The following is a 25,337-nucleotide window of genomic DNA, read 5'->3' as shown; positions in this document are numbered from 1 at the left end:
CCCGAGGAGGAAGAACCGCCATGGCCGACTCACCGGCTCCGAACGGCAACGGCGGCGCCACGGCGCAGCCCGACGACATGCCCGCCATCAACGCGCTGGCCCAGTACGCCAAGGACCTGTCGTTCGAGAACCCGAACGCGCCGCGCTCGCTGCAGCCGCAGGAGGGCCAGGGCCCGCAGATCAACATCCAGGTCAACGTCAACGCCCAGCAGCTCGCGGAGGCCGACTTCGAGGTCGAGCTGACGCTGGAGGGCGACGCCAAGATCGGCGGCGACGTGTTGTTCGCGTTCGACCTGAAGTATGCCGGCATCTTCCGCATGCGCAACATCCCGCAGGACCAGCTCCACCCGGCGGTGATGATCGAGTGCCCACGCCTGCTCTTCCCCTTCGCCCGCCAGATCGTGGCCGAGGCGGTGCGCAACGGCGGCTTCCCGCCCCTCTACATCGACCCGATCGACTTCGTCGGCCTCTACCGCCAGAAGGCCATGGAGGCGCAGGCCGCCGGCCAGACCGGCCCGCTGGCCTCCTGAGGGACCGCCGGCCCGTATAGGGCCCCACGATCGACCGCACGAACCAGGGCCCCGCTTCGGCGGGGCCTTTTCGTTCCCGCAGGGTCTCATGTGCAGGCTTCCGCGGTCCCGCGCCGCGAACGATCTCGGAACCGTGACGGGCGCGGCGGGATTGGATGCACCCGTCTGTTTGCGTAGCCCCGGGACCGCATGAACGCCACCGCGCACCTCGCCCTGATCAACGTCTTCATCGGCGACATTCAGGGGGGATTGGGGCCGTTCCTCGGGGCCTGGCTCGCGCAGCAGGCCTCGTGGAGCCCGGCGCGGATCGGCTTCGTCACGACGCTCGTCGGCGTCGGCTCCCTGGTCCTCAGCGGGCCGGCCGGCGCGCTGGTGGACCGGCTCGGCCGGCCGCGCCTCCTCATCGGCATCGCCTGCGCGGCGATCCTCGGCGGCACCCTGCTGCTGCTGCCGGCGCGCTCAGTGGTGGCCGTCTTCGCCGCGCAGTTGCTCGCGGCGGCCGGCGGCACCCTGCTGCTGCCGGCGGTGATCGCGCTGACCCTCGGCATCGTCGGCAAGGACCGGTTCCCGAAGCAGCAGGGCCGCAACCAGGCCTTCAACCACCTCGGCATCCTGATCGCGGCGGGGCTGATCGGCTTCGGCACCGAGTGGCTCGGGCCGGCCATCGCCTTCTGGGTGCTCGGCGCCATGGCGGTGCTCGCCATCGTCGCCACCGCCACCACGCCGGGCCACTGCTACAGCGAGCGCCGGGCGGTGGGCTGGAAGGAGCAGGACGAGGAGGGCGACGAGGCGCCCCAGCGCGCCGGCCTCAAGGCGGTGCTCGGCAACCGCAAGCTCCTGGTCCTCGCCGTGGCGCTCGCCCTGTTCAACCTCGGCAACGGCGGCATGCTGACCCTGCTGAGCCAGAAGCTCGTGGCCACCGCCGTCGACGCCACCACCTGGACCGCCCGCTACGTGATGGTGGCGCAGCTCGTGATGGTGCCGGTCGCCCTGTTCGCGGGCTCGCTCGCCGACCGGCGGGGCCGCCGCAAGCTGCTCCTCGTCGCCCTCGCGGTGCTGCCCGTGCGCGCGGTGCTCTCGGCCTTCATCGACGATCCCGTCTGGCTGCTCTCGGCGGAGGTGCTCGACGGCGTGGCCTCGGGCATCGTCGGCGTCGCGGTCCCGGTCGTGGTGGCCGACCTCACCTGGGGCTCGGGCCGCACCCAGACGGCGCTGGGCGCCCTGAACGCCGTGCAGGGCATCGGCGGCGCGCTCTCGGCCTGGTACGGCGGCCTCGCCTACGCGCTGCTCGGCTGGACCGGCACCTTCCTGGCCCTCGGGGCGCCCGCCCTCGTCGCCCTCGCCCTGGTGGTCTGGCTCGACGCCACGGCCGAGCCCGGCCGGCGCACCCGCCGCCGGGAGACGCTGGCCGCGCAGCCCGCCTGAGGCCGATCACCCGAGGCGGGCCGCCCCCGGCCAGGGTTGCCGCGACACCGGGGATCGGAACCCTCCCGGAATCGGTCTGTTTCCCGTGCGCCCCGCGCACGGTCGATGTTTCCCGCGCGCCCCGCACACGGACGATCAGGACACGGACACCAGCCATGCTTCAGGACGCGACCGGACGCACCATCGTCGCGCACGAGCCGCGGGAGACACCCTGGCTCAGCATCGTCTTCGGCTACGGCCCGATGCTGCCGTTCGTGGCCGGCGCGATCTCCGCCTGGTGGCTGCGGGGCACGTTCGACGAGCTGATCCTGCTCGCCACCATCCTGTACGGCTGCGCCATCCTGCTGTTCCTGTCCGGGGTGCGCCGGGGCGTCAGCTTCCGCACCGAGGGCGGGGCCACCGCCTTCCAGATCCTCACCATGCTCGGCCTGTTCGTCCTCGGGCTGCTCGCGCTCCTCGTGAACTCGGTGCTGGGCAACCGGGTGATCGCCCTCGACCTGCTGATCGCCGGCTACGTGGCGGTGGCGGTGCTCGATCCCATCGCGGCGCGCCGCGGCGAGGCGCCCCTGTTCTTCGCCCGCCTGCGTCCCCTGCAGATGCCGATCGCCATCCTGAGCCTCGCCGCGCTGCTCGTGCTGAAGCTCACCGCGCCCTACTGAGGCGGAACGCCCCTCGTCCCGGAGGAACGCGCCGGCTCTGCGGCGGCCGGGGGCTCCGGCCGCGCCCGCTTGCCGCATCCCGCCGGCCTGCGATAGAGCCGGCTGACCCGTGACCCCCGACGACGCGAAGCGAGCGACCATGGCCAAAGCCGATCCCGGAAAGGCCGATGCGGCGAAGGCCGCCGCCCTCAAGGCGCGCCTGCCGCGCGGCTTCCTCGACCGCCGCGCCGACGAGATCGCGGCGCAAGCCCGGATGCTGGAGCGCATCCGCGAGACCTTCGAGCTCTACGGCTTCGAGGCCCTGGAGACGCCCTTCGTCGAGTACACCGAGGCGCTCGGCAAGTTCCTGCCCGACCTCGACCGCCCGAACGAGGGGGTGTTCTCCTTCCAGGACGACGACGAGTCCTGGCTGTCGCTGCGCTACGACCTCACGGCGCCGCTGGCCCGCCACGTCGCCGAGCACTTCGACGCGCTCCCGAAGCCCTATCGGAGCTTCCGGGCCGGATACGTCTTCCGCAACGAGAAGCCGGGCCCGGGGCGCTTTCGCCAGTTCATGCAGTTCGATGCCGACATCGTCGGCGCGGGCAGCGTCGCGGCCGATGCCGAGATCTGCATGATGGCCGCCGACACCCTGGAGCGCCTGGGGCTGAAGGGCCAGTACGTCGTCAAGGTCAACAACCGGAAGGTGCTCGACGGCGTGATGGAGGCCTGCGGGCTCGCGGGCGACGAGCAGGCCGGCCGGCGCCTCACGGTGCTGCGCGCCATCGACAAGCTCGACCGCCTCGGCCCCGACGGCGTGCGCCTGCTGCTCGGCCCCGGCCGCAAGGACGAGAGCGGCGACTTCACCCGCGGCGCGGGGCTCGCCGACGCCGCGATCGAGCGGATCCTCGCCTACGTCTCGTTCCAGGCGGCCCCGAGCGAGGGGGGCGACCGCGTGCACTTCTGGGAGCAGTTCTTCGGCTCCTGGAGCGCGGTGGTGGGCGAGTCCGCCACCGGCCACGAGGGCATCGCGGAGCTGCACGCCATCCTGCGGCTCTGCGCGGCCGCCGGCTACGGCCACGACCGCATCCGGGCCGACCCGAGCGTGGTGCGCGGCCTCGAATACTACACCGGCCCCGTCTACGAGGCGGAGCTGACCTTCCCGGTCACCAACGAGGAGGGCCAGATCGTGCGCTTCGGCTCGGTGGCGGGCGGCGGGCGCTACGACGGCCTCGTCGGGCGCTTCCGCGCCGAGCCGGTGCCGGCCACCGGCTTCTCGATCGGCGTCTCGCGCCTGTTCGCGGCCCTGCAGCTCACGAACAGCCCGCTGCTGGCGGGCGTCGCCAGGCCCGGCCCCGTGGTGGTGCTGGTGCTCGACCGCGAGAACGTCGCCGACTACCAGCGCCTCGTCGGGCAGCTGCGGGCGGCCAACATCCGGGCCGAGCTCTACCTCGGCGGGGCGGGCATGAAGGCGCAGATGAAGTACGCCGACCGCCGCGGCGCCCCCGTGGCCGTCATCCAGGGCTCGAACGAGCGGGAGGCCGGCGAGGTCCAGATCAAGGACCTGATCGCCGGCGCCGAGGCCGCCAAGGCGATCGCCAGCAACGCCGAGTGGAAGGCCGCCCGGCCCGCCCAGGTCTCGGTGCCCGAGGCCGAGATGGTGGATCGGGTGCGCGCGGTGCTGGCCGAGCACTTCGGCGGGGCGGCGGCCTGAGCGGACGAGGGTCCGGTCCCTCGCAGCAGCGCCGCCTCAGGTCCGCTCGTCGGCGGCCAGGGTGATGATCAGGCGCGCACCGGTCGCCTTCGCGAAGCGGCGAAGCGACGACGTGGTCGGTGCGGACCGGCCGGTCTCCCAGCGGGCGACCGTGGCCTGCGAGGTGCCGATGCGTGCGGCGATCTCGGCCTGCGTCAGGCGTGCCCGCAGGCGGGCCTCTCCCATCGCGAAGGCGAGGTCCATCGCCTCCGAGATCTCGGCATGGGCGGCCCGGTAGGCCGGGTCCGTCCGCCAACGCTCGCGGACGGCCTCGAAGGGGATGGTCATTCCGGAATGTCCTTCGCACGATCCAGGGCCAGGTCGATCCACCGTCGCGGCGCCTTCCGGCTCTTCTTCATGAATGCGGCCACGATCACCACGCGGCGGCCCGTCACCGCGACATAGAGGGCCCGGCCATCGTCTCCGCTCGCACTCGGCCGCATCTCCCAGAGCTTGCCCTGAAGGTGCTTCACGTGTGGAGGCTGAAGACGCTCGAGCCCCAGGCGTTCGATCCGTTCCACGATCTTGTCCAAGGCCGCTCGAACCCTGGGGGGCCAAGCCTCCAGTTCCGCCAGGACGGTCTCGTTGAGGATCTCAACGCGCCAAGGCATCGGGAAAGACTATATCAAAAAAGGCATAAAAACCAGGCTGCATGATTCGATCCCCCGGCTTCACCATTGCCGGGATGCGGCCCCCAAACGAGCCATCGTCCGCGGCCTCCGCACTCTCCCCCACCCCCTCGCCATCCGCGCGGTCGCCAAGCGGCGCCGCGGTTGCTAAGGAGCCGCCACGGATCAGCAGAGTGGTGCGATGGGACGGCCGGAGGCGGATAGCGGCGTGGGGGCGGAGGCGCAGGGGCGGCTCGTGGCGCATGAGCGGCTCGTCGCGCATCTCGTCGAGGCGGGCTACGCGCGGGTGAGCCCGCCGGTGCTGCAGCCCGTCGAGCCGTTCCTGGAGCTGTCGGGCGAGGACATCCGCCGGCGCATCTTCGTGACCCAGGACGAGGCCGGGACCGAGCTGTGCCTGCGGCCCGAGTTCACGATTCCCGTCTGCCGCCTGCACCGGGCGCGGAGCGCGGACGCGGCCGCCGACTACAGCTACCTCGGCCCGGTCTTCCGGCTCGCCGGCGACGAGCCGGACGAGTTCCTGCAGGCCGGCATCGAGTCGATCGGGCGCACCGACACCCCGGCGGCGGACGCAGAGGTGCTGGGTCTCGCCCTCGAAGGCCTCGCCCTGTTCGGGCGGGAGGCGCCCGCCGTGCGGCTCGGCGACATGGGGCTCACGGTCGCCCTCCTCGACGGGCTCGGGGTGCCGCCGGCCGCCAAGCGCCGCACCCTGCGGGCCCTCGCCGCGGGGCGCTCCCTCGATTCCGTGACGAACGGGCAGGGCAGCGAGGAGCCGCATGCGGGCCTCCTCGCCGCCATCCAGGGCCAGGACCCGGGGGCGGTGCGCGGGTTCGTGGAGGACGTGCTGGCCATCGCGGGCATCTCGGCGGTGGGCGGGCGCAGCGCGGGCGAGATCGCCGAGCGCTTCCTCGGCCGCGCCGCCGCGCAGGCGAGCGGGGGCGCGGGCCTCAACGCCGAGAACCGGGCGATTATCGACCGCTACCGGGCGGTGCACGGCGATCCCGACGCCGCCGCCGGCAGCCTGCGGGCGCTGGCCGCCGAGGCGGGTCTGCGCCACGCGCCCTTCGATGCCGCGCTGGCCCTGTTCGAGGAGCGCACCGGCTTCATGGCGGCCCGCGGCCTGCCGATCGAGCGGTTCCGCTTCGCGGGCGGCTTCGCGCGCAACCTCGACTACTATACGGGCTTCATCTTCGAGGTGACGGAGACGCCGGGCTCCGCGGTGCTCGCCGGCGGCGGCCGCTACGACGGGCTCATCAGCCAGCTCGGCGGCGCGGAGCCGACGCCCGCCGTCGGCTGCGCCTTCTGGCTCGACCGCCTCGCCGCGCCGGCCGGAGCCTGAGCGAGACCATGACCGGACAGACCCCCCTCGTCCTCGCCGTGCCCTCGAAGGGCCGGCTCCAGGAGAACGCCAGCGCCTTCTTTGCCCGGGCGGGCCTCAGGCTCGCGCAGGGCGCGGGCGCCCGCGACTACCGCGGCAAGCTCGTCGGCGTGCCGGGCGTCGAGGTGCGCTACCTCTCGGCCTCGGAGATCGCGAGCCAGCTCGCCTCGGGGGCGGCCCATCTCGGCATCACCGGCGAGGACCTGATCCGCGAGGCCCTGCCGGACGCGAGCGGCCGGGTGGAGCTCCTGACGCCGCTCGGCTTCGGCAACGCCACCGTCGTGGTGGCGGTGCCCCAGGCCTGGATCGACGTGCGCGCCATGGCCGACCTCGACGAGGTGGCGGCCGAGATGCGGGTGAGGCACGGCCGGCGCCTGCGCATCGCCACCAAGTACGTCAACCTCACCCGCCGCTTCTTCGCCGAGAAGGGCGTGGCCGACTACCGCATCGTCGAGAGCCTGGGCGCCACCGAGGGCGCGCCGGCCGCGGGCTCGGCCGAGATCGTGGTCGACATCACGACCACCGGCGCCACCCTCCAGGCCAACGCCCTCAAGATCCTCGACGACGGCATCATCCTGCGCTCGGAGGCGAACCTCGTGGCCTCCCTGCGGGCGCCCTGGGGCGCCGACCAGCGCACGGCGCTCGGCGCCGTGCTCGGCCGCATCGCCGCCGAGGAGCGGGCCCGCACCACCCGCGAGGTCCGCGCCGGGCTGCCCGACGGCGGCGCCATCGACCTCGCGACGATCGCTGGCCTGCACGAGGCCGAGCTGCCCTACGGCGCCCCCCGGGGCCTCGACGGCGAGATCGTGATGCGCTGCCCCGCCGACGCGGTGTTCGCCCTCGCCGACGCCCTGGTGCAGGCCGGCGCCCGCGCCGTCACGGTGCGCCGCATCGACTACGCCTTCGCGGCCGAGAACCCCCTGGCGGAGCGGCTGCTGGCGCGCCTGTGAGGCGGGGGCGGGGTGCCGCCCCCTATTGCGGCCCCTGCTTGGCGAATTCCGAGAACACCGCCCGCATCGTCCCGAGACGCGCCTCGTAGGCGGCCGTCAGGCAGGCGGTGTCGGCCGCGCAGGCGGCGCGCTCCCTGAGCCAGGCCTCCTGGTCCTCCCGCAGCTTGTCGCGGCCGCCCATGGGCAGCAGGTCCTTCAGGATGGCGAAGCGCACCGCCATCTCGACGTCGAGGTCGTTGAGGGGCAGGTGCGCGCAGACCGCCCGCTCGTCGGGGGCCTGCGCCCTGTCGCAGGGGAAGCTCGCGGCGCGGGCCTCCGCGGCGGCGAGGAGGAGGCCGAGGGCGGGCAGCAGGGCTTTCGGGATCATCGGGGCTCCGGGACGGGGATCGGGGCCAGGATAGCGCCTCAGGCGCCGGGCTTCACCACCGCGAGGATCACGATGAGGATCATCAGGAGGGTCGGGACCTCGTTGGCCACCCGGTAGAAGCGGTGGCCGCGGCGGTTGCGGTCGGCCGCGAAGTCCTTGACCATCCGGGCGAAGGCGCCGTGCATCCCCGACATCGCGAGCACCAGCGCGAACTTCGCCTGCAGCCAGCCCGCGGCGTAGAAGCCGCTGATCCAGGCGAGCGCCAGCCCGAACACCCAGGTGGCGATCATGGCGGGCGTCATGATCGCCTTGAGGAGGCGGCGCTCCATCACCTTGAAGGTCTCGGACTGCGCGGCGGAGCCGGGGCCCGGCGGCAGGGAGGCGTGGTAGACGAACAACCTGGGCAGGTAGAGCATCGCGGCCATCCAGGCGATCAGTGCGATGACGTGGAGGGCCTTGATCCAGGGGTAGAGGGTCTCGAGCATCGGCTCAGGCGCCCCGGAGCCGCGCCAGCATCCGCTCCACGTGCGCCACCGGCGTCTGGGGCGTGATGCCGTGGCCGAGGTTGAAGATGTGCGGCAGGCCCCGCGTCGCGGCCAGGATGGCGTCCACGGCCGCGTCCAGGGCCTCGCCGCCGGCGATCAGGGTCTCGGGGTGCAGGTTGCCCTGCGTCACGGTCGTCGCCGGCAGGCGGGCGCGCAGGGCCGCCAGATCCACCGCCCAGTCGACGCCGACGGCATCGGCGCCCGTCTCGGCCACCACGCGGGCGTGGCCGTCGAGGCCGGAGCCGCGGGCGAACACGATGATGCGGGCGCCCGGCACCCGGGCGCGGACCCCCGCGATCATCCGGGCGATCGGCCGGAACGACCAGCGCGCGAGTGCGTCCTCGGGCGCGGCCTCCGGCAGCGCGCTCTCGGCGACGTCGCCGACGGGCTCCACCAGCGGGGCGGACCCCGCCGGCAGGGTGCCGGCCTGCTCGGGGACCGCCGGCAGGGTGCCGGCGTGGGACTCGAAGATCTGCACGGCGTCGGCGCCCGCCTCGAGCTGGCGCACGAGGTACTCGGTCTGCACCGCGACGAGCCGGTCGATCAGCGCGTCGACGAGGTCCGGCTCCGCGGCCGCGAGGGCCCGGGCGGGGGCGAGGTCCGGCGTGCCGCGGCCGCCGATCATGTAGCTCGCCACCGTCCAGGGCGCACCGCAGAAGCCCAGCAGCGTCGTCTCGGCCGGCAGTTCCGCCCGCAGGCGCCGCACCGTCTCGAACACGGGGGCGAGGTGCGCGAACACGGCCTCGTCCTCCGCCCCGCGCAGGCGCTCGAACTCCGCCCGGCCCGCGAGCGGATCGAGGCGCGGCCCCTCGCCCTCCACGAAGCGCACGTCCTGGCCGAGGGCGTGGGGCACCACCAGGATGTCCGAGAACAGGATCGAGGCCTCGAACCCGAAGCGCCGGATCGGCTGGAGCGTCACCTCGACGGCGAAGTCGGGCGTGTAGCAGAGGTCGAGGAACGAGCCGGCCTCGCCCCGCGTCGCGCGATACTCCGGCAGGTAGCGCCCGGCCTGGCGCATCATCCAGGCCGGCGGCGGCGAGACCGCCTCGCCCGCCAGCACGCGCATGATCGTCCGCTCGGCCGCAACACCCTGGCTCATGACGCCTCCCGCCCCGTGCCGGGTCTGAAGCCCGGCCTTCCGCAAAGCCCGTTCGTAGCCCTTGGCCGGAAAGGCACGCGGATGCCATCCCCACGCCGGCCCTCTGAAAAGAAAAGAGAGATTCTAGGACTCTGTTTTTTCTCTTGGGCCCTGAGTCGCGGGACCGCAACAGCGTCCACAGGCGGTCCCCGCCGCCGCGCCGTTAAGAAGGCTTTAACGGGTTCGGTCCAATGTCTCCGATAGGCTAGGCCGGACAGGGCCTTGCGCGGCGCCATGCCGCCATGCGCGCCCGTGCGTCCCGGATTCTCCCACGCGCCCGGATTCCACCAGGGGCGCGGGCCGCCCTGTTGACGGGGGAGTCGACGGATCCGGGGCCCCGCCCGCTGGACCGGGCATCTTGGCCGTCCTATCCACACGTATCGACTCCCGGACGGCAGGCGGTGGACAACGCGCGCCATCGCCGGAGAAAACCCCATGAGCCGCAGCTACTTCCATCTGCACCTGGTGTCGGATTCCACCGGCGAGACCCTGATCAACGTCGGCCGCGCGGCCGCCGCGCAGTACGAGGGGGTCTCGGCGATCGAGCACGTCTATCCGCTGGTGCGCTCCGGCCCCCAGCTCGAGCGGGTGATCTCCGAGATCGAGGCGGCGCCCGGCCTCGTGCTCTACACCCTGGTGGAGGCCGACCTCACCGAGCGCCTGGAGGTCGCCTGCCGCGGCGCCGGCTCGCCCTGCCTCTCGGTGCTGCGGCCAGTCCACGAGCTGCTGCAATCCTACCTCGGCGCGCAGACCACCGCGCGGCCCGGCGCCCAGCACATGCTCAACGCGGAGTACTTCAAGCGCATCGACGCGATGAACTTCACCCTCGCCCACGACGACGGCAACCTGCCGGAGAACCTCGAGGACGCGGACGTGATCCTGGTCGGCGTCAGCCGCACCTCGAAGACGCCGACCTCGATCTACCTCGCCAACCGCGGCCTCAAGACCACGAACCTGCCCCTGGTGCCCGGCGTGCCGCTGCCCCCCGCCCTGGAGCAGGTGCGCCGGCCGCTCGTGGTCGGGCTGATCGCCAGCCCCGAGCGCATCGTGCAGATCCGCCAGAACCGCCTGTCGAGCCTGAACGCCGACGAGTCGTCCCTCTACGTGGACCGCGAGGCGGTGGCCGACGAGATCGCGTCCTCGCGCCGCCTCTGCACGCGCAACCGCTGGCCGACCATCGACGTCACCCGCCGCTCCATCGAGGAGACGGCGGCCGCGATCCTCGACCTCTACCGCGACCACCGGCTGAAGTTCATCGCGGTGTGAGGCCGGCCCCTTGCCGACGATGATCCCCGTGTGGGTCGCGCTATCCGGATCCTCGACCTCATCCCGAGGCGCGCAAGTGGGTTCCGGGGATCGCGGGGGCCTCTGGAGGGCTCCTTCGAGGCCCCCTGGCGGGGGCACCTCAGGATGAGGTGGGAGGGTGGGAAGAACCCCGTGCTGGTTCCCGCGTCCCACCCGCGACCTCATCCTGAGGCGCGCAGCGAAGCGGAGCCTCGAAGGAGGCCTCCAGGGATCGCGCGGGCTCCGGATCCCTGCTCCGAGGTCCGCCGACGCAATGCGCGCCGATCCGGGACAAATCCGCCGCGTCCCGTTGATCGCCTGATAACCCGTCCCTGCCATTCTCCCGATCGCGGGCCAGGTTGCGTAACGGCTCCGCGCGTCATGAGGCCCCGTCCCCCGGATCATCTCGGGTGGCGGGGCGACGCGCGTCGAGCGTCCCGGCTTGCGGCCGGCGCCGGATCCGTGACACTGGGCGCATGGCCCAGAGCCCTCCCATCCTGCCGAACGCCGACGCCTGGCTCGGGACCGAGCCCCTGCTCCTCGCCTCCGCGAGCGCGACCCGGCGCCTGCTCCTCGAAGGAGCCGGCCTGCCCGTCGAGACCGAGGCCGCGGGGGTCGACGAGCGCGCGATCGAGGCGGCCTGCGCCGGCACGGAGCCGGCGGACCTCGCCCGCCGCCTCGCCGAGGCCAAGGCCGAGGCGGTGGCGGAGCGCCACCCCCACCGGATCGTGATCGGCGCCGACCAGGTGCTCGACCTCGACGGCGCGGTCTTCCACAAGCCCGCCGACGCGCGGGCCGCCCGCGACCAGCTCGGCCGCCTGTCCGGCCGGCGCCACGCGCTGCACGCGGCGGTCGCCGTCGCGGTGGAGGGCCGGCTCGCCGAGAGCTTCGTGGAGACCGCCCGCCTCACCGTGCGCGCCCTCGACGCGGCGGCCATCGAGGCCTACGTCGCTGCGGCCGGCGAGGCCCGCGTCACGGCCAGCGTCGGCGCCTACCAGCTCGAAGGCCTCGGCATCCACCTGTTCGAGCGCGTCGAGGGCGAGCACAGCACCATCCTGGGCCTGCCCCTGCTGCCCCTGCTGGCCCGGCTGCGTGCCCGCCACCTCCTCCGGTTCTGAGGTCCGCCCTGAGCGCGCACGATCATCACGCCCACGACGCGGGGCCGGGAGCCGGCCACGGGGGCCACGGTCATGGTGGCCACGGTCATGGCGGCCATGGGCACGGGAGTCATGGGCACGGGAGCCATGGGCACGGAGGGCACAGCCACGCCCCGAAGAGTTTCGGCACCGCCTTCGCGATCGGCATCGGCCTCAACACGGCCTTCGTGGTGCTGGAGGCGGCCTACGGCTACGCCAGCAACGCCATGTCCCTGGTGGCCGATGCCGGGCACAACCTCTCCGACGTTCTCGGCCTCGTGGTCGCCTGGGTCGCCGCGGCGCTGGTGCGGCGGCGCGCCAGCGCGCGCTACACCTACGGCCTGCGCGGCTCCTCGATCCTGGCCGCCCTGTTCAACGCCGTCTTCCTCCTCGTCGCCACCGGGGCCATCGTCTGGGAGGCGATCCTGCGGCTGCTCTACCCGGAGCCGGTGGCGGGCGTGACCGTGATGGTGGTGGCCGGCATCGGCATCCTCGTGAACGGGGTCACGGCCTGGCTGTTCGCCTCGGGCGCCGAGGGCGACATCAACATCCGCGGTGCCTTCCTGCACATGGCGGCCGACACCGCCGTCTCGGCGGGCGTCGTCGCCGCGGGCGGGCTGATCTGGTTCACCGGCCTCGCCTGGATCGACCCGCTGGTCAGCCTCCTCATCGCCGGCCTCATCGTCTGGGCGACCTGGGGCCTGCTGACCGAGAGCGTGGCGATGGCGCTGTCCGCGGTGCCGGCCGGCATCGAGCCCGGAGCGGTGCGGGCCCACCTCGCGGGCCTGCCCGGCGTGACGGATCTGCACGACCTGCACATCTGGCCGATGAGCACCACCGAGGTCGCCCTCACCGCGCACCTCGTGATGGCGGGCGGCCACCCCGGCAACGCCTTCCTGGTCGAGGCCGCCGAGACGCTGCGCACCCGCTTCGGCATCAGCCACGCCACCCTGCAGGTCGAGGACGCCGCCGGGCCGCCCTGCCGCCTCGCCGCGGCGTGCGCGGCATGACCGGGCGCGACAGAACCGGGCGCGGCCGGCAACCCGCGGGATCTCGCAGGCCCCGGAGGGACCCTCATGAGCCGTGAGACGACCCGCGCCTTCGTGGTCGGCCACCCGATCGCCCATTCGCGCTCGCCCCTGATCCACGGCCACTGGCTCGCCGAGCACGGGCTCGCGGGCTCCTACGAGCGCCTCGACGTGACGCCGGAGGCGTTCCCGGACTTCCTGCGCGGGCTGCCGGATTCGGGCTTCGCGGGCGGCAACGTCACGATCCCGCACAAGGAGGCGGCGCACGCGCTGGCGGCCACGCTGACGCCGCGGGCGGAGCGGATCGGCGCGGTCAACACCCTGCTCGTCGGGGCGGACGGGCGGCTGCACGGCGACAACACCGACGCGCCGGGCTTCCTCGCGCATCTCGACCAGAGCCTCGGGGCGGGCTGGGAGGCTCGCGCGCGGGGCAGCGCCCTCGTCCTCGGGGCGGGGGGCGCCGCGCGGGCGATCGTGGTGGGGCTCGCCGAGCGCGGCCTCGACCGGATCCTCGTCGCCAACCGGACGCGGGCGCGGGCCGAGATCCTGGCCGGCCTCGCGCCGGAGGCCGCGCGCGCCATCGACTGGGCCGAGGTGCCGCGGCGGCTCCCGGAGACCGGGCTCCTCGTCAACACCACCGCCCTCGGCATGGCCGGCCACCCGGCCCTCGCGATCGACCTCGCGGGGCTGCCCGAGACCGCCGCGGTCGCGGACATCGTCTACGTGCCGCTGGAGACGCCGCTGCTCGCCGCTGCGCGGGCCCGCGGCCTCCCGGCCGTGGACGGGCTCGGCATGCTGCTCCACCAGGCGGTGCCGGGCTTCGAGGCGTGGTTCGGCCTGCGCCCCCGGGTCACCGAGGCGCTGCGCGCCCGCATCGTCGCGGATCTCGGGCCCCGATGAGCGCCCGGCGCCCCTTCGTGCTCGGCCTCACCGGCTCGATCGGCATGGGCAAGTCGGCCACCGCTGCGATGTTCACCCGGCACGGCGTGCCGGTGCACGACGCGGACGCGGCGGTCCACGCCCTCTACGGACCGGGCGGCGCGGCGGCGGCGGCGATCGGCGCCGCCTTCCCGGGCACCGTCGGGCCCGATGGCGCGGTCGACCGCGCGCGCCTGCGTGCCGCGGTGCTCGGCGATCCCGGGCGGCTCGCGCGCCTCGAAGGGCTGGTGCACCCCCTCGTCCAGGCGGCGGGGCACGACTTCCTCCGGCGCCACGCCGACGCGCCCCTCGTGCTCCTCGACATCCCGCTCCTCTACGAGACCGGCGGCGAGGCCCGCTGCGACGCGGTGGCGGTGGTCTCGGCCCCGCCGGAGGTGCAGCGGGCCCGCGTGCTCGCCCGCCCCGGCATGACGGAGGACGCCTTCCGGGCGATCCTCGCCAAGCAGATGCCGGATGCCGAGAAGCGGGCCCGGGCGGACCACGTCATCGACACGGGCCGCGGCTTCGCGGAGGCCGAGGCGCAGGTGGCGGCGATCGTCGCCGCGATCCTCGCGGGCGCCGCCGACCCTCAGGCGTCGCGCAGCAGCAGCTGACCCGAGAAGCCCAGGGTGCCCATGTAGACGGCGTGGCCGTCCGCGTCGCGCGCCACCACGGTGAAGACCTGCCGGTCGCCGTCTCGGAACACCCGGTCGCGGGCGATGTCGGGCAGCACGCGCATGGCTTCCCGACGCACGGCCTCGAGGTCGATGCACTCGGTACCGATGTCGTCCCGGTGGGAACCACCATCGGTGATGTCGAAGAAGTAGCGCGGCATGCCGACCTTTCGTTGGCCCCGGACGCCTGGATCCTAGGCCGTCCCGCCGCCGCCGCATTCACATGCATCATGGCCGATACCGCATCGGGGCGGCCGCCACGGCTTCGGTTAACCCCGTTGCGCTAGGTCCGTAAGGTGGCGCCGCCTGCCCGGCGGCGACCCCGGAGCCCCGAGATGCTGCGCGAGATCGTCCTCGACACCGAGACCACCGGCACCGATGCGCGCAACGGCGACCGGCTGATCGAGATCGGCTGCGTGGAGCTGATCAACCACATCCAGACGGGCAAGACCTTCCACCGCTTCGTCAACCCGCAGCGGGCGGTGTCCGAGGGCGCCTTCGGGGTGCACGGCATCTCCGACGCGATGCTGGCCGACAAGCCGGTCTTCGCCGAGGTGGTCGCCGACTTCGTGGCCTTCTGCGGGGACGCGCGCCTCGTGATCCACAACGCGCCCTTCGACGTCGGCTTCCTCAACATGGAGTTCGGCCGCCTCGGGGCGGACGGCCCGCCCCCGATCGCCCTCGAGGCGGTGGTCGACACCCTGGTGCTCGCGCGTCGCCGGCACCCGGGCGCCGCCAACAACCTCGATGCCCTCTGCGCCCGCTACGGCATCGACACGACGCGCCGCACCAAGCACGGAGCGCTGCTGGACGCGCAGATCCTCGCGGAGGTCTACGTCGAGCTCCTCGGCGGCAAGCAGCAGAGCCTCGGGCTCGCCGCGGCGGTGCGCGAGGACGCGGTCGTTGTCGCCGGCACCGAGGGCGCCGCGGAGGCCGTCGGGCCCCGCCCGCACCGCAGCCGCCTCACCGCGGAAGAGCAGGCGCGGCACGACGCCTTCCGGGCGAGCCTCGGCCCGGCGGCGGTCTGGCGCGACTATATCGGCGAGGACGACGCGGCCTGAGTCTTTATCGCATCGCAAAATATTTCTTGTTGCGACGCACAACACCGACCCCATATACCATCCAACCGGATGGTACGGGGATGGTTCGATGGTACCTGCGTTCACCCAAGTCGCCGCGCGGAGCGCGGCCCGCTCGCCCGGCCGTCCGGCTGACAGCGAGAAGATCACGATCAACCTCGGCCACGTCGATCTCGGCCACGTCGATCTCCTCGTCGCCGAGGGCGTCTACGGCAACCGCAGCGACTTCATCCGCACCGCGATCCGCCGCGAGATCGAGCGCAACGCCGAGGTGACCCGCCAGTCGGTGGCCCGCCGCAGCGTGGAACTCGGCCTGCGCCGGTTCGACCGGGCGACCCTCGAGGCCGCCCGGGCCGAGGGACGGATGCTCGACATCCGCGTCCTCGGCCTCGCCAGCATCGCCCCCGACGTGGACCCGGACCTCGCCCGGGCCACCATCGCCTCCCTCGACGTGCTGGGCAGCCTGCAGGCGAGCCCCGCCGTCCGGGAAGCCCTGGCCGACCGCCTGCTCTGAGGGCGCCCTGGCGCCCCACCCTTTCCCCGCGCACCCCTCAAGGAGCCCGCGCATGACCGACCACGCGACCCGGATGACGGCGCAACTCGCCGACATGGTCGAGGCGACCCGGCTGACCCGTGCGGGCCGGCTGGAGGAGGCGACCGCGCTGATCCAGCGCGGCCTCCAGGGCGGCCAACAGGGCCCGGCCGAGCGGCCCGGCGCGCCGGCCGCTGGCCGGGCGCGCCTCGCGCCGTCGACGATCGACCTCGTGGCCGAGCGCGTCGGCGAGCGCGCCGCACCCCGTGCCGGGACCTCCGGCGCGGCTGCGGCGACCTTCGCGCCCGACGCCGGGGGCCTCGGCACCGAGCGGGTTCGGGAGGTGCTGGACACCGTGGTGCGCGGCCTCGGCCGCAGCGTCGCGCCCGTGCTCAAGGGTCTCGCGGGGGGCCTCGCGCCGGAGCCCGCCCCCGCCCGTCGGCCCACCGGGCCGGGGCGCTTCACGCAGGAGAGCTTCGCGAACGCGGCCGGCGCCCGCGACTACAAGCTCTACGTGCCGAGCCGCCCCCGCGCCGGCGCGACCCTGGTGGTGATGCTGCACGGCTGCACCCAGTCGCCGGACGATTTCGCGGCCGGCACCGGCATGAACGCGCTCGCCGAGGAGCGGGGCTTCCTCGTCGCCTACCCGGCCCAGAGCCGCCGGGCCAACGGCCAGCGCTGCTGGAACTGGTTCGAACCGCGCGACCAGGAGCGCGAGTCCGGCGAGGCGGCGATCATCGCGGGGCTGACCCGGGCCGTGATGGCCCGGCACGACATCGACCCCGCCCGCGTCTACATCGCAGGCCTCTCGGCGGGCGGCGCGGCTGCGGCCAACATCGCCCGCGCCTACCCGGACCTCTACGCCGCGGTCGGCGTCCATTCCGGCCTCGCGGCGGGCTGCGCCCGCGACCTGACCTCGGCCCTCATGGCGATGCAGGTCGGCGCGCCGGGGCAGGCGCCGCGTCCGGGCTTCGGCGCGGCGAGCGACGGCGTGCGGGTCCCCACCATCGTGTTCCACGGCGAGGACGACACCACCGTGAGCCCGCGCAACGCCGACCAGGTCCTCGCCCAGGCCGGCGCGGACGCGCTTCGGGCCGAGACGGAGACCGGGGAGGACGCGGCGCGCCCCTACACCCGCACCCGCTACGCCGACGCGTCCGGCCGGGTGCTGCTCGAAAGCTGGCGGGTGCGCGGCGCCGGCCACGCCTGGTCCGGCGGCAACCCGGACGGCACCTACACCGACCCCCGCGGCCCCGACGCCTCGCGCGCCATGCTCGACTTCTTCGCCGCGCATCCGCTGGGAGCCGGCCGGGCCTGACCCGGCGGGACCCGTCTATTTGCCGGCAATGCGATGCCGGCGATGCGCGCGGTCCCTCGCCCCGACCCTCTCCCGGCACGGGAGGGGGAGCCCATCGCGCCGCCGGTGAAGGCGCGCTTCAGGATCAGCCCCCCGCGGTGTGCCGCGCGGGCAACGTCCACCCGCAACCGGTCGCCCGACGTGCGATCGCGTCCCCGTCGCGGCTCGACCCGTGCAAGGTGACAACCGGACCGCGAGCGCGTCGGGCCCCCTGCCAACCGGGGGTGCGAGGTGCCGGTCCGGGATGTCGCGGGGGGCCGGGTCGGCGGGTATGGGGATCGGGATGGGTCGGACGGTACGAAGGCTGCTCGGAGCCGCCCTCGCGGCGGTTGGCCTGAGCGGCGGTGCGGCGCAGGCGGGCTCCGCCTCGCAGCCCGGCCAGACGGTCGGCCTGCCGACCGGCGCGGCCCTGCCGGAGGGCCTGCACTTCATCGACACGTCGAGCTTCGGCGTGCGCGACGTGCTCCCGCGCGGCTCGGAATCGAACATCAACCTGCCGTCCTTCATCTGGTCGACGCCCTGGACCGTGGCGGAGGGCCGGCTGCAGTTCGTGGTGCTGCAGCCCGTCACCGCGTCGAGCACGCAAGGGGCGGCCTATCAGAGCGGTTTCGGCCAGACGCTGCTCGCCGCCCAGGTCGCCTGGAAGCTTGGGAACGACCTGAACTTCAGCTACCTCCTCGGCGCCTACCTGCCGAGCGACACGAAGATCGTCATCCAGAACCCGGTGCTGCATCAGCGCTTCGCCATCACCTACAACGGCGACGGCTGGAACCTGACCGCGAATTTTCTCTACGGCACGTTCTTCGACACGCGCTCGCCCTCCGGCACCTTCTATCCGGACTTCCTCAACCTCGACCTCACGGCGACCAGGAAATTCGGCAAGTGGGAGGTCGGTCCCGTAGCCTTCGGCTCCACCGACCTGCCGTCACCCGTCGCGAGCTACCGGTCCCAGGGGCAGGTCGCGGTGGGCGGCCTCGTCGGCTACAATTTCGGGCCCGTGAACCTGCAGGCCTACGTCACCCGCGACGTGGTGGAACGGAACTACGGCGGCCTCGACACCCGCGGCTGGCTGCGCGTCATCGTGCCGATCACGGCGGGCGGTGCGCCGCCCGACGCGCCGCAGGCCATCGCCCGGAAATTCTGATGCAGGATTAGTCGGCTACACGGCGACGTTGTCGATGAGGCGTGTGCGCCCCAGATAGGCCGCCGCGAGGACGCGGGCCGGCGGGCCGGCCCGGTCGACGGGCGCGAGGGTGAGGGCGTCGCGCACCTCCAGGTACTGCACCGGCCCGAAGCCCGCCGCCTCGAGATCGGCGCGGGCGCGGGCGAGGAGCGGGGCCGCGGACTCACCGGCCCGCAGCGCCTCCGCGACGGCGTGCAGGACGGCGTGAAGGCGCGGCGCGGCGCGGCGCTCCTCCGGGTCGAGGTAGCGGTTGCGGGAGGAGAGGGCGAGGCCGTCCGCCTCGCGGATCGTCGGCATGCCGGCGATCTCCACACCGAGGTCGAGGTCGCGCGCGGCCCGGCGGATCACCAGGAGCTGCTGGAAGTCCTTCTCGCCGAACAGGGCGATGTCCGGCCGGACCTGGTTGACGAGCTTCGTGACCACCGTGGCGACGCCCGAGAAGTGGCCGGGCCGGAACGCCCCGCACAGGCCCTCGCTGACGTCCGCCACCTCGATGCGGGTGGAGAAGCCCGGCGGGTACATGGTCTCGACCTCGGGCGTCCAGGCCGCATCGCAGCCCGCCTCGCCGAGCAGCCGGAGATCGGCCTCGACGTCCCGCGGGTACCGGGAAAAGTCCTCGTTGGGGCCGAACTGAGTGGGGTTCACGAAGATGCTCGCCACCACGCGCGGCCCGAGCGTGCGCGCGTGGGCCACCAGGGCGAGGTGCCCGGCATGGAGCGCCCCCATGGTCGGCACGAGCACGATCCGCTCGCCCCGACCGCGCCAGGCCTCGACCGCGGCACGGAGCGCCGCAGGGTCGGTGAAGCGGGCGATGGCGGGCTCTGGCGTCATGGCAGGCTCGGGGCAGGCTCGGGGCGGCGTTCAGGTCGGGCGCGGCTCCCTGGGGAGCGGCGATGCCTTTACTGCGCGGGCGCGCGGGACGCCAGCGTCGCCCTACCGGCACCAGGGCAGCAGCGGCCGCCCGAAGGGGTCGTCCACGCCGAGCGGCGGCGTCAGGCCGTAATAGCTCGGGCGCGAGAGGCCGTAGGCCGAGCCGACGTAGCTCGGATCGTCCGGGGCGTTGGTCGGCACCGGCACGCGCCGGGGGCGGCAGCCGACCGGGCGGGCCAGGGGACGGGCCGCCGCGAGGCGCGGATCGCTGCCGTCGCCCCGGGGAAAGTAGCGGGGCGCGGGAGGACCGGCCTCGTAGGGGGAGCCGGGCAAGGGGCCAGGAAAGGGGCCGGATAAGGGGCCGGCCTCGTCGAGGTCGGCCGCCCCGGCGGATCCCGTGAGCAGCAGGCCGGCCGCGAGGAGGCCGGACCTCAGGGCGCGCGTGCTCCCGCCTGCCCCGCGCCGGTGGGCGGGAGGGCCGCTCTTCGCGATGCGTGAAACCGCGAACCCGGCCCGCAGCATGGCCCCTCGCCCGAACGAATCCTCCGGCGAGCCTCGCCGCGCAGGGTTAACGCCCCGTTATGCCGTCACCGGCGCGACCGTCGCGGAGAGGACCCGCACGAGGTCGTCGCGCCGCAGCCGCAACTGGAGGCCCCGGCCGCCGCCGTTGAGGTAGATCTCCGCGTGCGGACCGGCCAGCACCGCGGCATCGATCACGGTCGGCACCGCCCGCTTCTGGCCCAGCGGGCTGATGCCGCCGACGTGGTAGCCGGTGATCCGCTCGGCATCCGCCGGCCGCAGCATCGCGGCGGACTTCGCGCCGAGCGCCGCCGCGAGGCGCTTCAGCGCCACCTCCCGGTCGGAGGCGACGAGCACGCAGACCGGCCGCCCGTCGGCCTCGGCCATCAGGGTCTTGAGGATGCCGTCCGGCGCGATGCCGAGCGCCTCGGCCGCCTGGAGCCCGATCCGGGGTGCGTCGGGGTCGTAATCGTAGGCGTGGAGGCTGTAGGCGATTCCCGCCCGGTCGAGGGCCTGGGTGGCGCGGGTCGCTTTCGGGCGGTTGTCCCTGGCCATCGCACTCCGTCCGCGTCAGAAGCCGTCGCTCAGATCGCGCCGTCCGTCGACCACGTTGACAATCGCGACGCACGCGACCGGTCCCTCGTCCGAGGCCGGAACGGTCTCGTAGAGGATGAGATAGGGGGCCTCGACGAGGATGCGCGCCGAGGGCCGGATATCGGGCCGGCGCGGACCCATCCGGGGCTGGTCCGCGAGCTGAGCCGCGCGCTCCTCGATCCGATCGTAGAAGCGCTCAGCCGCAGCCGGGTTCTCCCGCCCGATCCGGATGTAGAGGTCGAGGAGCGCGTCCCGGGCGAGCGTCGACCAGATCAGCCGCACCGCCATGGACGCGGCTCAGGCCCGCTCCGCGTCCGCGAGGCGCGCGCGGGCCTCGCGGCGCAGGTCCGCGAAGTCGAGTTCGCCGTGGCTGCCGCTGGCCTTCCCGGCATCCCAGGCGCGCTGCAGATCCGCGACCTCGCGGGCTCGGGCGGCGTGGCGGCTCGACCAGAGGCGCAGGGCATCGCGCACGGCCTCGCTCGCCGAAGCGTACTCTCCGGCTTCGACGGAGGCGCGGATCTGCGCGGCCATCGGCTCGGTCAGCGTCACCGTCATGTGCTCGACGTCAGCCAAGGGGCGCTCCTCGGGTCCGAATCCGGGTTGAGCCTAGCACAGATGAGGCAGGCAGAAGCCCGCCCGGCGCTCAAGGCCGCGCACCGTCGAGCGGCGCGAGCCGCTCCGCCTCGGGGGGCGCCACGGCGATGCGCTGGCGGCGGCCGAGGCGGCGGGCGAGGGCCGGAAGGTCCGGCGCCGGGGCGCCGCCGGGCGCGTAGAGGGCGCGGTCGAGGGCTGCGAGGGCGTCGGCGGTGTCGGGGTCGTCGCGCCAGCGCCGGGCGAGGTCGGGCTCGGTCTGCTGCGCGAGGCCGACCTCGGCGCGGAAGCCCGCCGTATCGCCCGCCGCCGCGCGGGCCGCGAGGCGCGCGCGCGTGCGCCGGGGCAGGCGCAGCCGCGCGAACCGGCCCGCGCCGAAGCCGAGGAGCGCGAGGCCGAGGCCGAAGCTCGCGAGCCCAGCCGCTGCGACTGTCCAGGGCGAGACCGCCCCGGGAGGCCGGGCTGCGCCCTCCTGGTCGGGCAGTCCGCCGCCGATCTGCCGGGCCGGGATCTCGGCCTCCCGCATGGTGCGCGAGACGGTGTCGAACCAGGGGATCGCGATGGCGTTCAGGGGGATGATCTCGGGAACGCCCGGCCGCACGTCCCACTGGTAGGTCGCCCGCGCCACGGGCCCCGTCGGGGTGATGATCGTCTCGCGGGTCACGGGCCCCGCGTAGGTGAGGATGCCGCGGGTGCGCATCACCGGGCGCGGCGGCAGCCCCTCGGCCACCATGCCCTGCGCCTCGATGGTGACGATGCGCCGGGTGGTCTCGCCGAGCTTCACCGTCTCGGGGTCGGGCGACCAGGAATCGGTGATGGTGACGTCGCGGGCGGGCAGCCACCAGGGCTCCTTGACGTCCGGCCCGCCGGTCGGGGCGGTCCAGCGCGCCACCGGCAGGCTGAAGGGCGCGGAGCGCACGTCGACCACCCGGCGCGTGCCCGCGTCGTTGACGGTGAGGCGGTGGGTGAAGCCGTCGATCGTGAAGTCGCCCGGGTGATGGGGGAACACCGCCACCACCCGGTCGAAGGCCAGCGCCACCTGCCCGTCCGGCAGGCGGGTCTTGCTCCAGGTGTCGCGGCCGAGCTGCGTCCAGCTGAAGTTGGCGAGCGAGGGCTGGACGACCTCCTCCAGCAGGATCTGCTGGCGGTAGACCCCGCGGATGCGCAGCAGCACCATCTCGCGGGCGAAGGGCGCGGCGTTGCCGTTCAGCTCCGGCGTCACCGTGAGGGTGAGGTCGCCGGGCTCGATCTCGGCGCGGGCGGGGCCGGCGGCGAGCGCGAGCACCGCGCACAGGATGATGCGCCGGCTCACCATGGGTTGCTCCCCGCCGGGATCGCGGTGCCGGCCTCGATGCGGCGGGCCTGCTCGGCCTTCAGGCGCAGCTTCAGGTAGCGCCCGGGATCGTCCGGCAGGGTCTGCAGCCAGAGCCGGTCGGGGCGGATCTCGTGGGCCTCGAAGCTCTTCGTGACCCGGCGGACCTCGCGCTCGGGGGCGGCCGCGACCATGGCGGAGCCGCCGCCGGTGCGCCCGCGCCCGGCCGCGTCGCTCGCCGAGCCGCGGGCCTCGCCGCGGCCGGAATCGATCGATTGCTGCTCGGCCCGGCCGCGGCGGGCCACCGCGCTGTTGCCGGGCAGCGAGGCGCTGGCGCTCGATTCCTTGTTGCCCGCGAGCCCCTCGCCGCTCGAGCTCGCGTTGATGTCGTCGTTCTTGTCCTGGTTCGCGGTGTTGTTGTAGCGCGCGCCGTACTGCGCGGTGCCGTTGGCGATGCCGCCGCCCTTGCCGCGGTCGATCGCCTCCTCGATCAGGCGGGCGATCAGCGACCGGTTCGCCTGCGCGTCGGCGTCCCGCGGGTTGTACTGCAGCGCCTCGTCGTAGGCCGCGATGGCGCCCGCGTAGTCGCCCATCCGCGCGAGCGCGTTGCCGAGGTTGTAGCCGCCGCGCTTGCCGGCGGTGCGGAACAGGGCGGCGGCGCCCGCGTAGTCGCCGGCCTCGTAGAGGGCGGGCCCGCGCCAGGCCGGATCGGCGAAGACCTCGGCGGCGACGCCCGGAAGGCCGAGCCCCATCAGGAGTCGGCCGAGGCCGGTGCGGGGCTCGGAGACCGCCGCGAGGCCCAGGATCCCGATCCCGGCGAGCCCGAGGCCCGCCACGCGCAGCCGCCGGCGCCAGTTGCGGGTGAGCGCCTGGAGGACGGGGCGGGCAGGGAGCGTCCCGGCGAGGGAGGTGGCGAGGGCGGTGGTCGAACCCTGCGGCATCAGGCGGTCCCCATCAGGCGGTCCTGCGGAACAGGAGGAGGGCGGGGAGGGCGGCGAGGATCAGCAGCCAGCGCCCGAGATCCGCGAAGGCCAGCACGCTGTAGCCCCCCGCCGCGAGGTGCTGGGCGGTGGAGGCGCCGACCGCGTCGAGGACGGGGGCGGGCGCCGCGGTGTCGGCCGCGGTGCCGCCGCCCGCGCGCGCCAGGGCGTCGAGGGCGGCGCGGTCGGGCCGGGGGACGCCCGGCGGCAGGGTCTTGGCGGCCGGCACGAACAGAGCCTGCAGCCGCCAGCCGCGGGCCCTCAGGGCCGCGGCCTCGCGGGTGGCCGCATCGCCGATGCCGTCGCCGTCGCTGATCAGCACCACGTCGGCCGCGACCACGTCCGCCTCCGACAGGAGCCGGCGGGCGAGGGCCAGGCCGCGCTCCGGGTGGCTGCCGCGGTCCGGCACGGTGTCGGCGTCGAGGGCGAACAGGGTGGTGTTGAGGCTGTCGCGGTCGGTGGTCGGCGGCACCGCGAGGTAGGCGTCGCCCGCGTAGACGACGAGGGCGACCGAGCGGGTGCCGGCGGCCTCCGCCACCGCCTGCGCGGTCTGGCGCAGCTCCTTGAGGCTGCCGCCCTCGGCGACCGAGCGGGACAGGTCGGCGACGATCACGGTGGCGTCGAGGTTGCGGAAGGTGGTGGCGTCCGGCCGCTCCACCGCCGGCCCGGTGAGCGCAAGGGCGATCGCGCCGGCGGCCAGCGCCGCGGCGAGATTGGTGCGCCGGCGCCCGCCGAGCACGGCGCCGCGCCGGGCCAGGGCGGCGAGGAGCGGGGCGTCGACGGCCCGCGTCCAGTCCCCGAGGGGCGCGGCCCGCCACGCGGCCCGGTAGGCGAGCAGCGCCACGAGGGGGATCGCAACGAGCCACCAGGGCCGCAGGAGGGTGGCGGCGTCGAGGAGGCTCATGCGCCCCTCCGCGTCGCCAGGAGGCCGGCCGCGCAGAGCAGCGCGAGGGCCGCGGGCCAGGGCCAGAGGTCGCGGCGCAGCGGCAGGGGGGGCGCCTTGGCGCGGCCGCCCTCCAGGGCGTCGATGGCCTCGGCCACGCCGATGAGGTCGTCGGTGGTCTTCACCCGGAAGGCCTTGCCGCCGCTCGTCTCGGCCATCTCGCGCAGGGTCTCGACGTCGACCACGTCCTGCTCGCCATCCGCGTTGGCGAGGTCGCGGGGGCCGAGCGCGATGGTGTAGACCTTGATGCCGAGGTCGCGGGCGAGCGCCGCCACGTCGGTGGGCTTCGTCTGGCCCGCGTTGTTCGCCCCGTCCGAGAGCAGGATCACGACCTTGGCGGTCGCGGCCGGCGGCTGGCCCGCGTCGGTGCCGGCGTCCTTCGGGTCGAGCCGCCGCAGCGCGAGGCCGAGGCCGTCGCCGATGCCGGTGGAACGCCCCACGAGCCCGATGGTCGATTCCTCCAGCGCATGCGCCACCGTGGCGGTGTCGAAGGTCGGGCTCGCCGCGACGTAGGCCTGGTCGGCGAAGATCACGAGGCCGATGCGGTCGCCGGCCCGCCGGCGGATGAAGTCGGCGCCGACGCGCTTCACCGCGGCGAGCCGCGACACGGTCTCGCCGTCGAGGCTGAAGTCGCGCCGCTCCATCGAGCCCGACAGGTCCATGGCGATCATGATCTCGCGGCCCGAGGCCGGGAGCGCGGCGGCCGGCAGCACGAGGCGGGGGCCGCTCAGCGCCGCCACCAGGGCCGCCCACAGGATCCAGGTCAGCCAGAGGTGGCGCCGCCCGCGGGCTGCGACGCTCGCGGCCATGCGCTCGCGGGCGACGAGGGAGGCCGGCACCCGCAGCGCCCCGCTCAGGCCCTCGGCCTCCGCGGGCAGCAGCCGCGCGACGAGGAGGGGCAGCGGCAGCAGCAGGAGCGCGTAGGGGCTCGCGAGGTCGAAGGCCGAGGCGAGGCCCGTGATCCAGCTCGGCAGCAGGCCGCTCATC

The 25,337-nt window shown here is 74.3% G+C and carries 30 protein-coding genes; 15 read left to right on the top strand and 15 right to left on the bottom strand.

Features of this window, described 5'->3' with window-relative positions:
- Positions 1–20 precede the first annotated feature (20 nt).
- The 4 genes from secB to hisS all read left to right on the top strand — a co-directional run bounded on the left by secB (position 21) and on the right by hisS (position 4,307).
- On the top strand, positions 21–530 hold the full coding sequence (gene secB, locus ACLBXP_RS00935) for a protein-export chaperone SecB (RefSeq protein ID WP_447665641.1): 510 nt from the start codon (positions 21–23) through the stop codon (positions 528–530).
- A gap of 189 nt (positions 531–719) precedes the next feature.
- Entirely contained in the window at positions 720–1,955 is a 1,236-nt protein-coding gene (locus ACLBXP_RS00930) for an MFS transporter (RefSeq protein ID WP_447665640.1), read from the top strand.
- 155 nt (positions 1,956–2,110) lie between these two features.
- The gene (locus ACLBXP_RS00925) at positions 2,111–2,614 is read left to right on the top strand and encodes a DUF3429 domain-containing protein (protein WP_447665639.1); all 504 of its coding nucleotides are present in this window, start codon (positions 2,111–2,113) and stop codon (positions 2,612–2,614) included.
- Positions 2,615–2,753: 139 nt separating this feature from the next.
- Positions 2,754–4,307, top strand: a complete 1,554-nt coding sequence (gene hisS / locus ACLBXP_RS00920) for a histidine--tRNA ligase (protein WP_447665638.1) — start codon at positions 2,754–2,756, stop codon at positions 4,305–4,307.
- Positions 4,308–4,343: 36 nt separating this feature from the next.
- Here hisS and ACLBXP_RS00915 read toward each other — a convergent pair whose 3' ends face one another.
- Entirely contained in the window at positions 4,344–4,634 is a 291-nt protein-coding gene (locus tag ACLBXP_RS00915) for a helix-turn-helix domain-containing protein (protein WP_447665637.1), read from the bottom strand.
- On the bottom strand, positions 4,631–4,957 hold the full coding sequence (locus ACLBXP_RS00910) for a type II toxin-antitoxin system RelE/ParE family toxin (RefSeq protein WP_447665636.1): 327 nt from the start codon (positions 4,955–4,957) through the stop codon (positions 4,631–4,633). The genes ACLBXP_RS00915 and ACLBXP_RS00910 overlap by 4 nt, the downstream gene beginning before the upstream one ends.
- A gap of 199 nt (positions 4,958–5,156) precedes the next feature.
- Between ACLBXP_RS00910 and ACLBXP_RS00905 the strand changes: the two genes are divergently transcribed.
- Complete coding sequence (locus ACLBXP_RS00905) at positions 5,157–6,311, top strand: ATP phosphoribosyltransferase regulatory subunit (protein ID WP_447665635.1); 1,155 nt, start codon at positions 5,157–5,159, stop codon at positions 6,309–6,311.
- Between the two features lie 8 nt (positions 6,312–6,319).
- Entirely contained in the window at positions 6,320–7,300 is a 981-nt protein-coding gene (gene hisG / locus ACLBXP_RS00900; protein ID WP_447665634.1) for an ATP phosphoribosyltransferase, read from the top strand.
- A gap of 22 nt (positions 7,301–7,322) precedes the next feature.
- On the opposite strand, the gene ACLBXP_RS00895 is transcribed toward hisG, so the two are convergent.
- Genes ACLBXP_RS00895 through ACLBXP_RS00885 form a run of 3 tightly spaced genes read right to left on the bottom strand, consistent with a single transcriptional unit; the run spans position 7,323 to position 9,311 of the window.
- Positions 7,323–7,667 carry a lysozyme inhibitor LprI family protein gene (locus ACLBXP_RS00895; protein ID WP_447665633.1) on the bottom strand — a complete coding sequence of 115 codons (345 nt, stop codon included), beginning with the start codon at positions 7,665–7,667 and terminating at the stop codon, positions 7,323–7,325.
- A gap of 38 nt (positions 7,668–7,705) precedes the next feature.
- Positions 7,706–8,152 carry a protoporphyrinogen oxidase HemJ gene (gene hemJ, locus ACLBXP_RS00890; protein ID WP_447665632.1) on the bottom strand — a complete coding sequence of 149 codons (447 nt, stop codon included), beginning with the start codon at positions 8,150–8,152 and terminating at the stop codon, positions 7,706–7,708.
- 4 nt (positions 8,153–8,156) lie between these two features.
- Entirely contained in the window at positions 8,157–9,311 is a 1,155-nt protein-coding gene (locus ACLBXP_RS00885; RefSeq protein WP_447665631.1) for a uroporphyrinogen decarboxylase, read from the bottom strand.
- A gap of 474 nt (positions 9,312–9,785) precedes the next feature.
- Between ACLBXP_RS00885 and ACLBXP_RS00880 the strand changes: the two genes are divergently transcribed.
- From ACLBXP_RS00880 to coaE, 5 genes are all read left to right on the top strand, one after another.
- Positions 9,786–10,616, top strand: coding sequence for a pyruvate, water dikinase regulatory protein (locus ACLBXP_RS00880; protein ID WP_447665630.1), 831 nt, complete (start codon positions 9,786–9,788; stop codon positions 10,614–10,616).
- A 494-nt stretch (positions 10,617–11,110) separates the two neighbouring features.
- Positions 11,111–11,752 (top strand): Maf family nucleotide pyrophosphatase, encoded by a 642-nt coding sequence (locus tag ACLBXP_RS00875; RefSeq protein WP_447665629.1) that lies wholly within the window; start codon positions 11,111–11,113, stop codon positions 11,750–11,752.
- 8 nt (positions 11,753–11,760) lie between these two features.
- A complete protein-coding gene (locus ACLBXP_RS00870; RefSeq protein ID WP_447666198.1) occupies positions 11,761–12,780 on the top strand; it encodes a cation diffusion facilitator family transporter in 1,020 nt (339 codons plus the stop codon).
- A gap of 66 nt (positions 12,781–12,846) precedes the next feature.
- Positions 12,847–13,698: a shikimate dehydrogenase gene (locus ACLBXP_RS00865; RefSeq protein WP_447665628.1), complete on the top strand. Its 852-nt coding sequence runs from the start codon at positions 12,847–12,849 to the stop codon at positions 13,696–13,698.
- Entirely contained in the window at positions 13,695–14,330 is a 636-nt protein-coding gene (gene coaE / locus ACLBXP_RS00860; RefSeq protein ID WP_447665627.1) for a dephospho-CoA kinase, read from the top strand. The genes ACLBXP_RS00865 and coaE overlap by 4 nt, the downstream gene beginning before the upstream one ends.
- Here the strand turns inward: coaE and ACLBXP_RS00855 are convergent.
- Positions 14,306–14,551 carry a DUF6894 family protein gene (locus tag ACLBXP_RS00855; protein ID WP_447665626.1) on the bottom strand — a complete coding sequence of 82 codons (246 nt, stop codon included), beginning with the start codon at positions 14,549–14,551 and terminating at the stop codon, positions 14,306–14,308. The two genes, coaE and ACLBXP_RS00855, sit on opposite strands and share 25 nt — an antisense overlap.
- A gap of 174 nt (positions 14,552–14,725) precedes the next feature.
- On the opposite strand from ACLBXP_RS00855, the gene dnaQ reads away from it, so the two are divergent.
- From dnaQ to ACLBXP_RS00835, 4 genes are all read left to right on the top strand, one after another.
- Positions 14,726–15,451, top strand: coding sequence for a DNA polymerase III subunit epsilon (gene dnaQ, locus ACLBXP_RS00850; RefSeq protein ID WP_447665625.1), 726 nt, complete (start codon positions 14,726–14,728; stop codon positions 15,449–15,451).
- 88 nt (positions 15,452–15,539) lie between these two features.
- Entirely contained in the window at positions 15,540–15,983 is a 444-nt protein-coding gene (locus ACLBXP_RS00845) for a CopG family transcriptional regulator (protein WP_447665624.1), read from the top strand.
- Positions 15,984–16,035: 52 nt separating this feature from the next.
- Entirely contained in the window at positions 16,036–17,319 is a 1,284-nt protein-coding gene (locus tag ACLBXP_RS00840; protein WP_447665623.1) for an extracellular catalytic domain type 1 short-chain-length polyhydroxyalkanoate depolymerase, read from the top strand.
- 322 nt (positions 17,320–17,641) lie between these two features.
- A complete protein-coding gene (locus ACLBXP_RS00835; protein ID WP_447665622.1) occupies positions 17,642–18,502 on the top strand; it encodes a transporter in 861 nt (286 codons plus the stop codon).
- Between the two features lie 15 nt (positions 18,503–18,517).
- On the opposite strand, the gene panC is transcribed toward ACLBXP_RS00835, so the two are convergent.
- The 9 genes from panC to ACLBXP_RS00790 all read right to left on the bottom strand — a co-directional run bounded on the left by panC (position 18,518) and on the right by ACLBXP_RS00790 (position 25,336).
- Complete coding sequence (gene panC / locus ACLBXP_RS00830) at positions 18,518–19,372, bottom strand: pantoate--beta-alanine ligase (protein WP_447665621.1); 855 nt, start codon at positions 19,370–19,372, stop codon at positions 18,518–18,520.
- 102 nt (positions 19,373–19,474) lie between these two features.
- The gene (locus ACLBXP_RS00825; RefSeq protein WP_447665620.1) at positions 19,475–19,933 is read right to left on the bottom strand and encodes a hypothetical protein; all 459 of its coding nucleotides are present in this window, start codon (positions 19,931–19,933) and stop codon (positions 19,475–19,477) included.
- Positions 19,934–19,990: 57 nt separating this feature from the next.
- The gene (gene ybaK / locus ACLBXP_RS00820; RefSeq protein ID WP_447665619.1) at positions 19,991–20,485 is read right to left on the bottom strand and encodes a Cys-tRNA(Pro) deacylase; all 495 of its coding nucleotides are present in this window, start codon (positions 20,483–20,485) and stop codon (positions 19,991–19,993) included.
- A 15-nt stretch (positions 20,486–20,500) separates the two neighbouring features.
- Positions 20,501–20,812: a type II toxin-antitoxin system RelE/ParE family toxin gene (locus tag ACLBXP_RS00815; protein ID WP_447665618.1), complete on the bottom strand. Its 312-nt coding sequence runs from the start codon at positions 20,810–20,812 to the stop codon at positions 20,501–20,503.
- A gap of 9 nt (positions 20,813–20,821) precedes the next feature.
- Positions 20,822–21,097 carry a type II toxin-antitoxin system ParD family antitoxin gene (locus tag ACLBXP_RS00810; RefSeq protein WP_447665617.1) on the bottom strand — a complete coding sequence of 92 codons (276 nt, stop codon included), beginning with the start codon at positions 21,095–21,097 and terminating at the stop codon, positions 20,822–20,824.
- Positions 21,098–21,167: 70 nt separating this feature from the next.
- The gene (locus ACLBXP_RS00805) at positions 21,168–22,430 is read right to left on the bottom strand and encodes a hypothetical protein (RefSeq protein ID WP_447665616.1); all 1,263 of its coding nucleotides are present in this window, start codon (positions 22,428–22,430) and stop codon (positions 21,168–21,170) included.
- Positions 22,424–23,368, bottom strand: a complete 945-nt coding sequence (locus ACLBXP_RS00800) for a tetratricopeptide repeat protein (RefSeq protein WP_447665615.1) — start codon at positions 23,366–23,368, stop codon at positions 22,424–22,426. Before ACLBXP_RS00800 ends, ACLBXP_RS00805 begins: the two co-directional genes overlap by 7 nt.
- Before the next feature lie 13 nt (positions 23,369–23,381).
- Positions 23,382–24,311, bottom strand: coding sequence for a VWA domain-containing protein (locus ACLBXP_RS00795; RefSeq protein ID WP_447665614.1), 930 nt, complete (start codon positions 24,309–24,311; stop codon positions 23,382–23,384).
- Positions 24,308–25,336 carry a VWA domain-containing protein gene (locus ACLBXP_RS00790; RefSeq protein WP_447665613.1) on the bottom strand — a complete coding sequence of 343 codons (1,029 nt, stop codon included), beginning with the start codon at positions 25,334–25,336 and terminating at the stop codon, positions 24,308–24,310. The genes ACLBXP_RS00795 and ACLBXP_RS00790 overlap by 4 nt, the downstream gene beginning before the upstream one ends.
- Position 25,337: the final 1 nt, after the last annotated feature.

This window comes from Methylobacterium sp. A54F (genome assembly GCF_053346035.1).
Note: the sequence above shows the minus strand (reverse complement) of the source record. Positions and strands in the feature narration are given on the sequence as shown.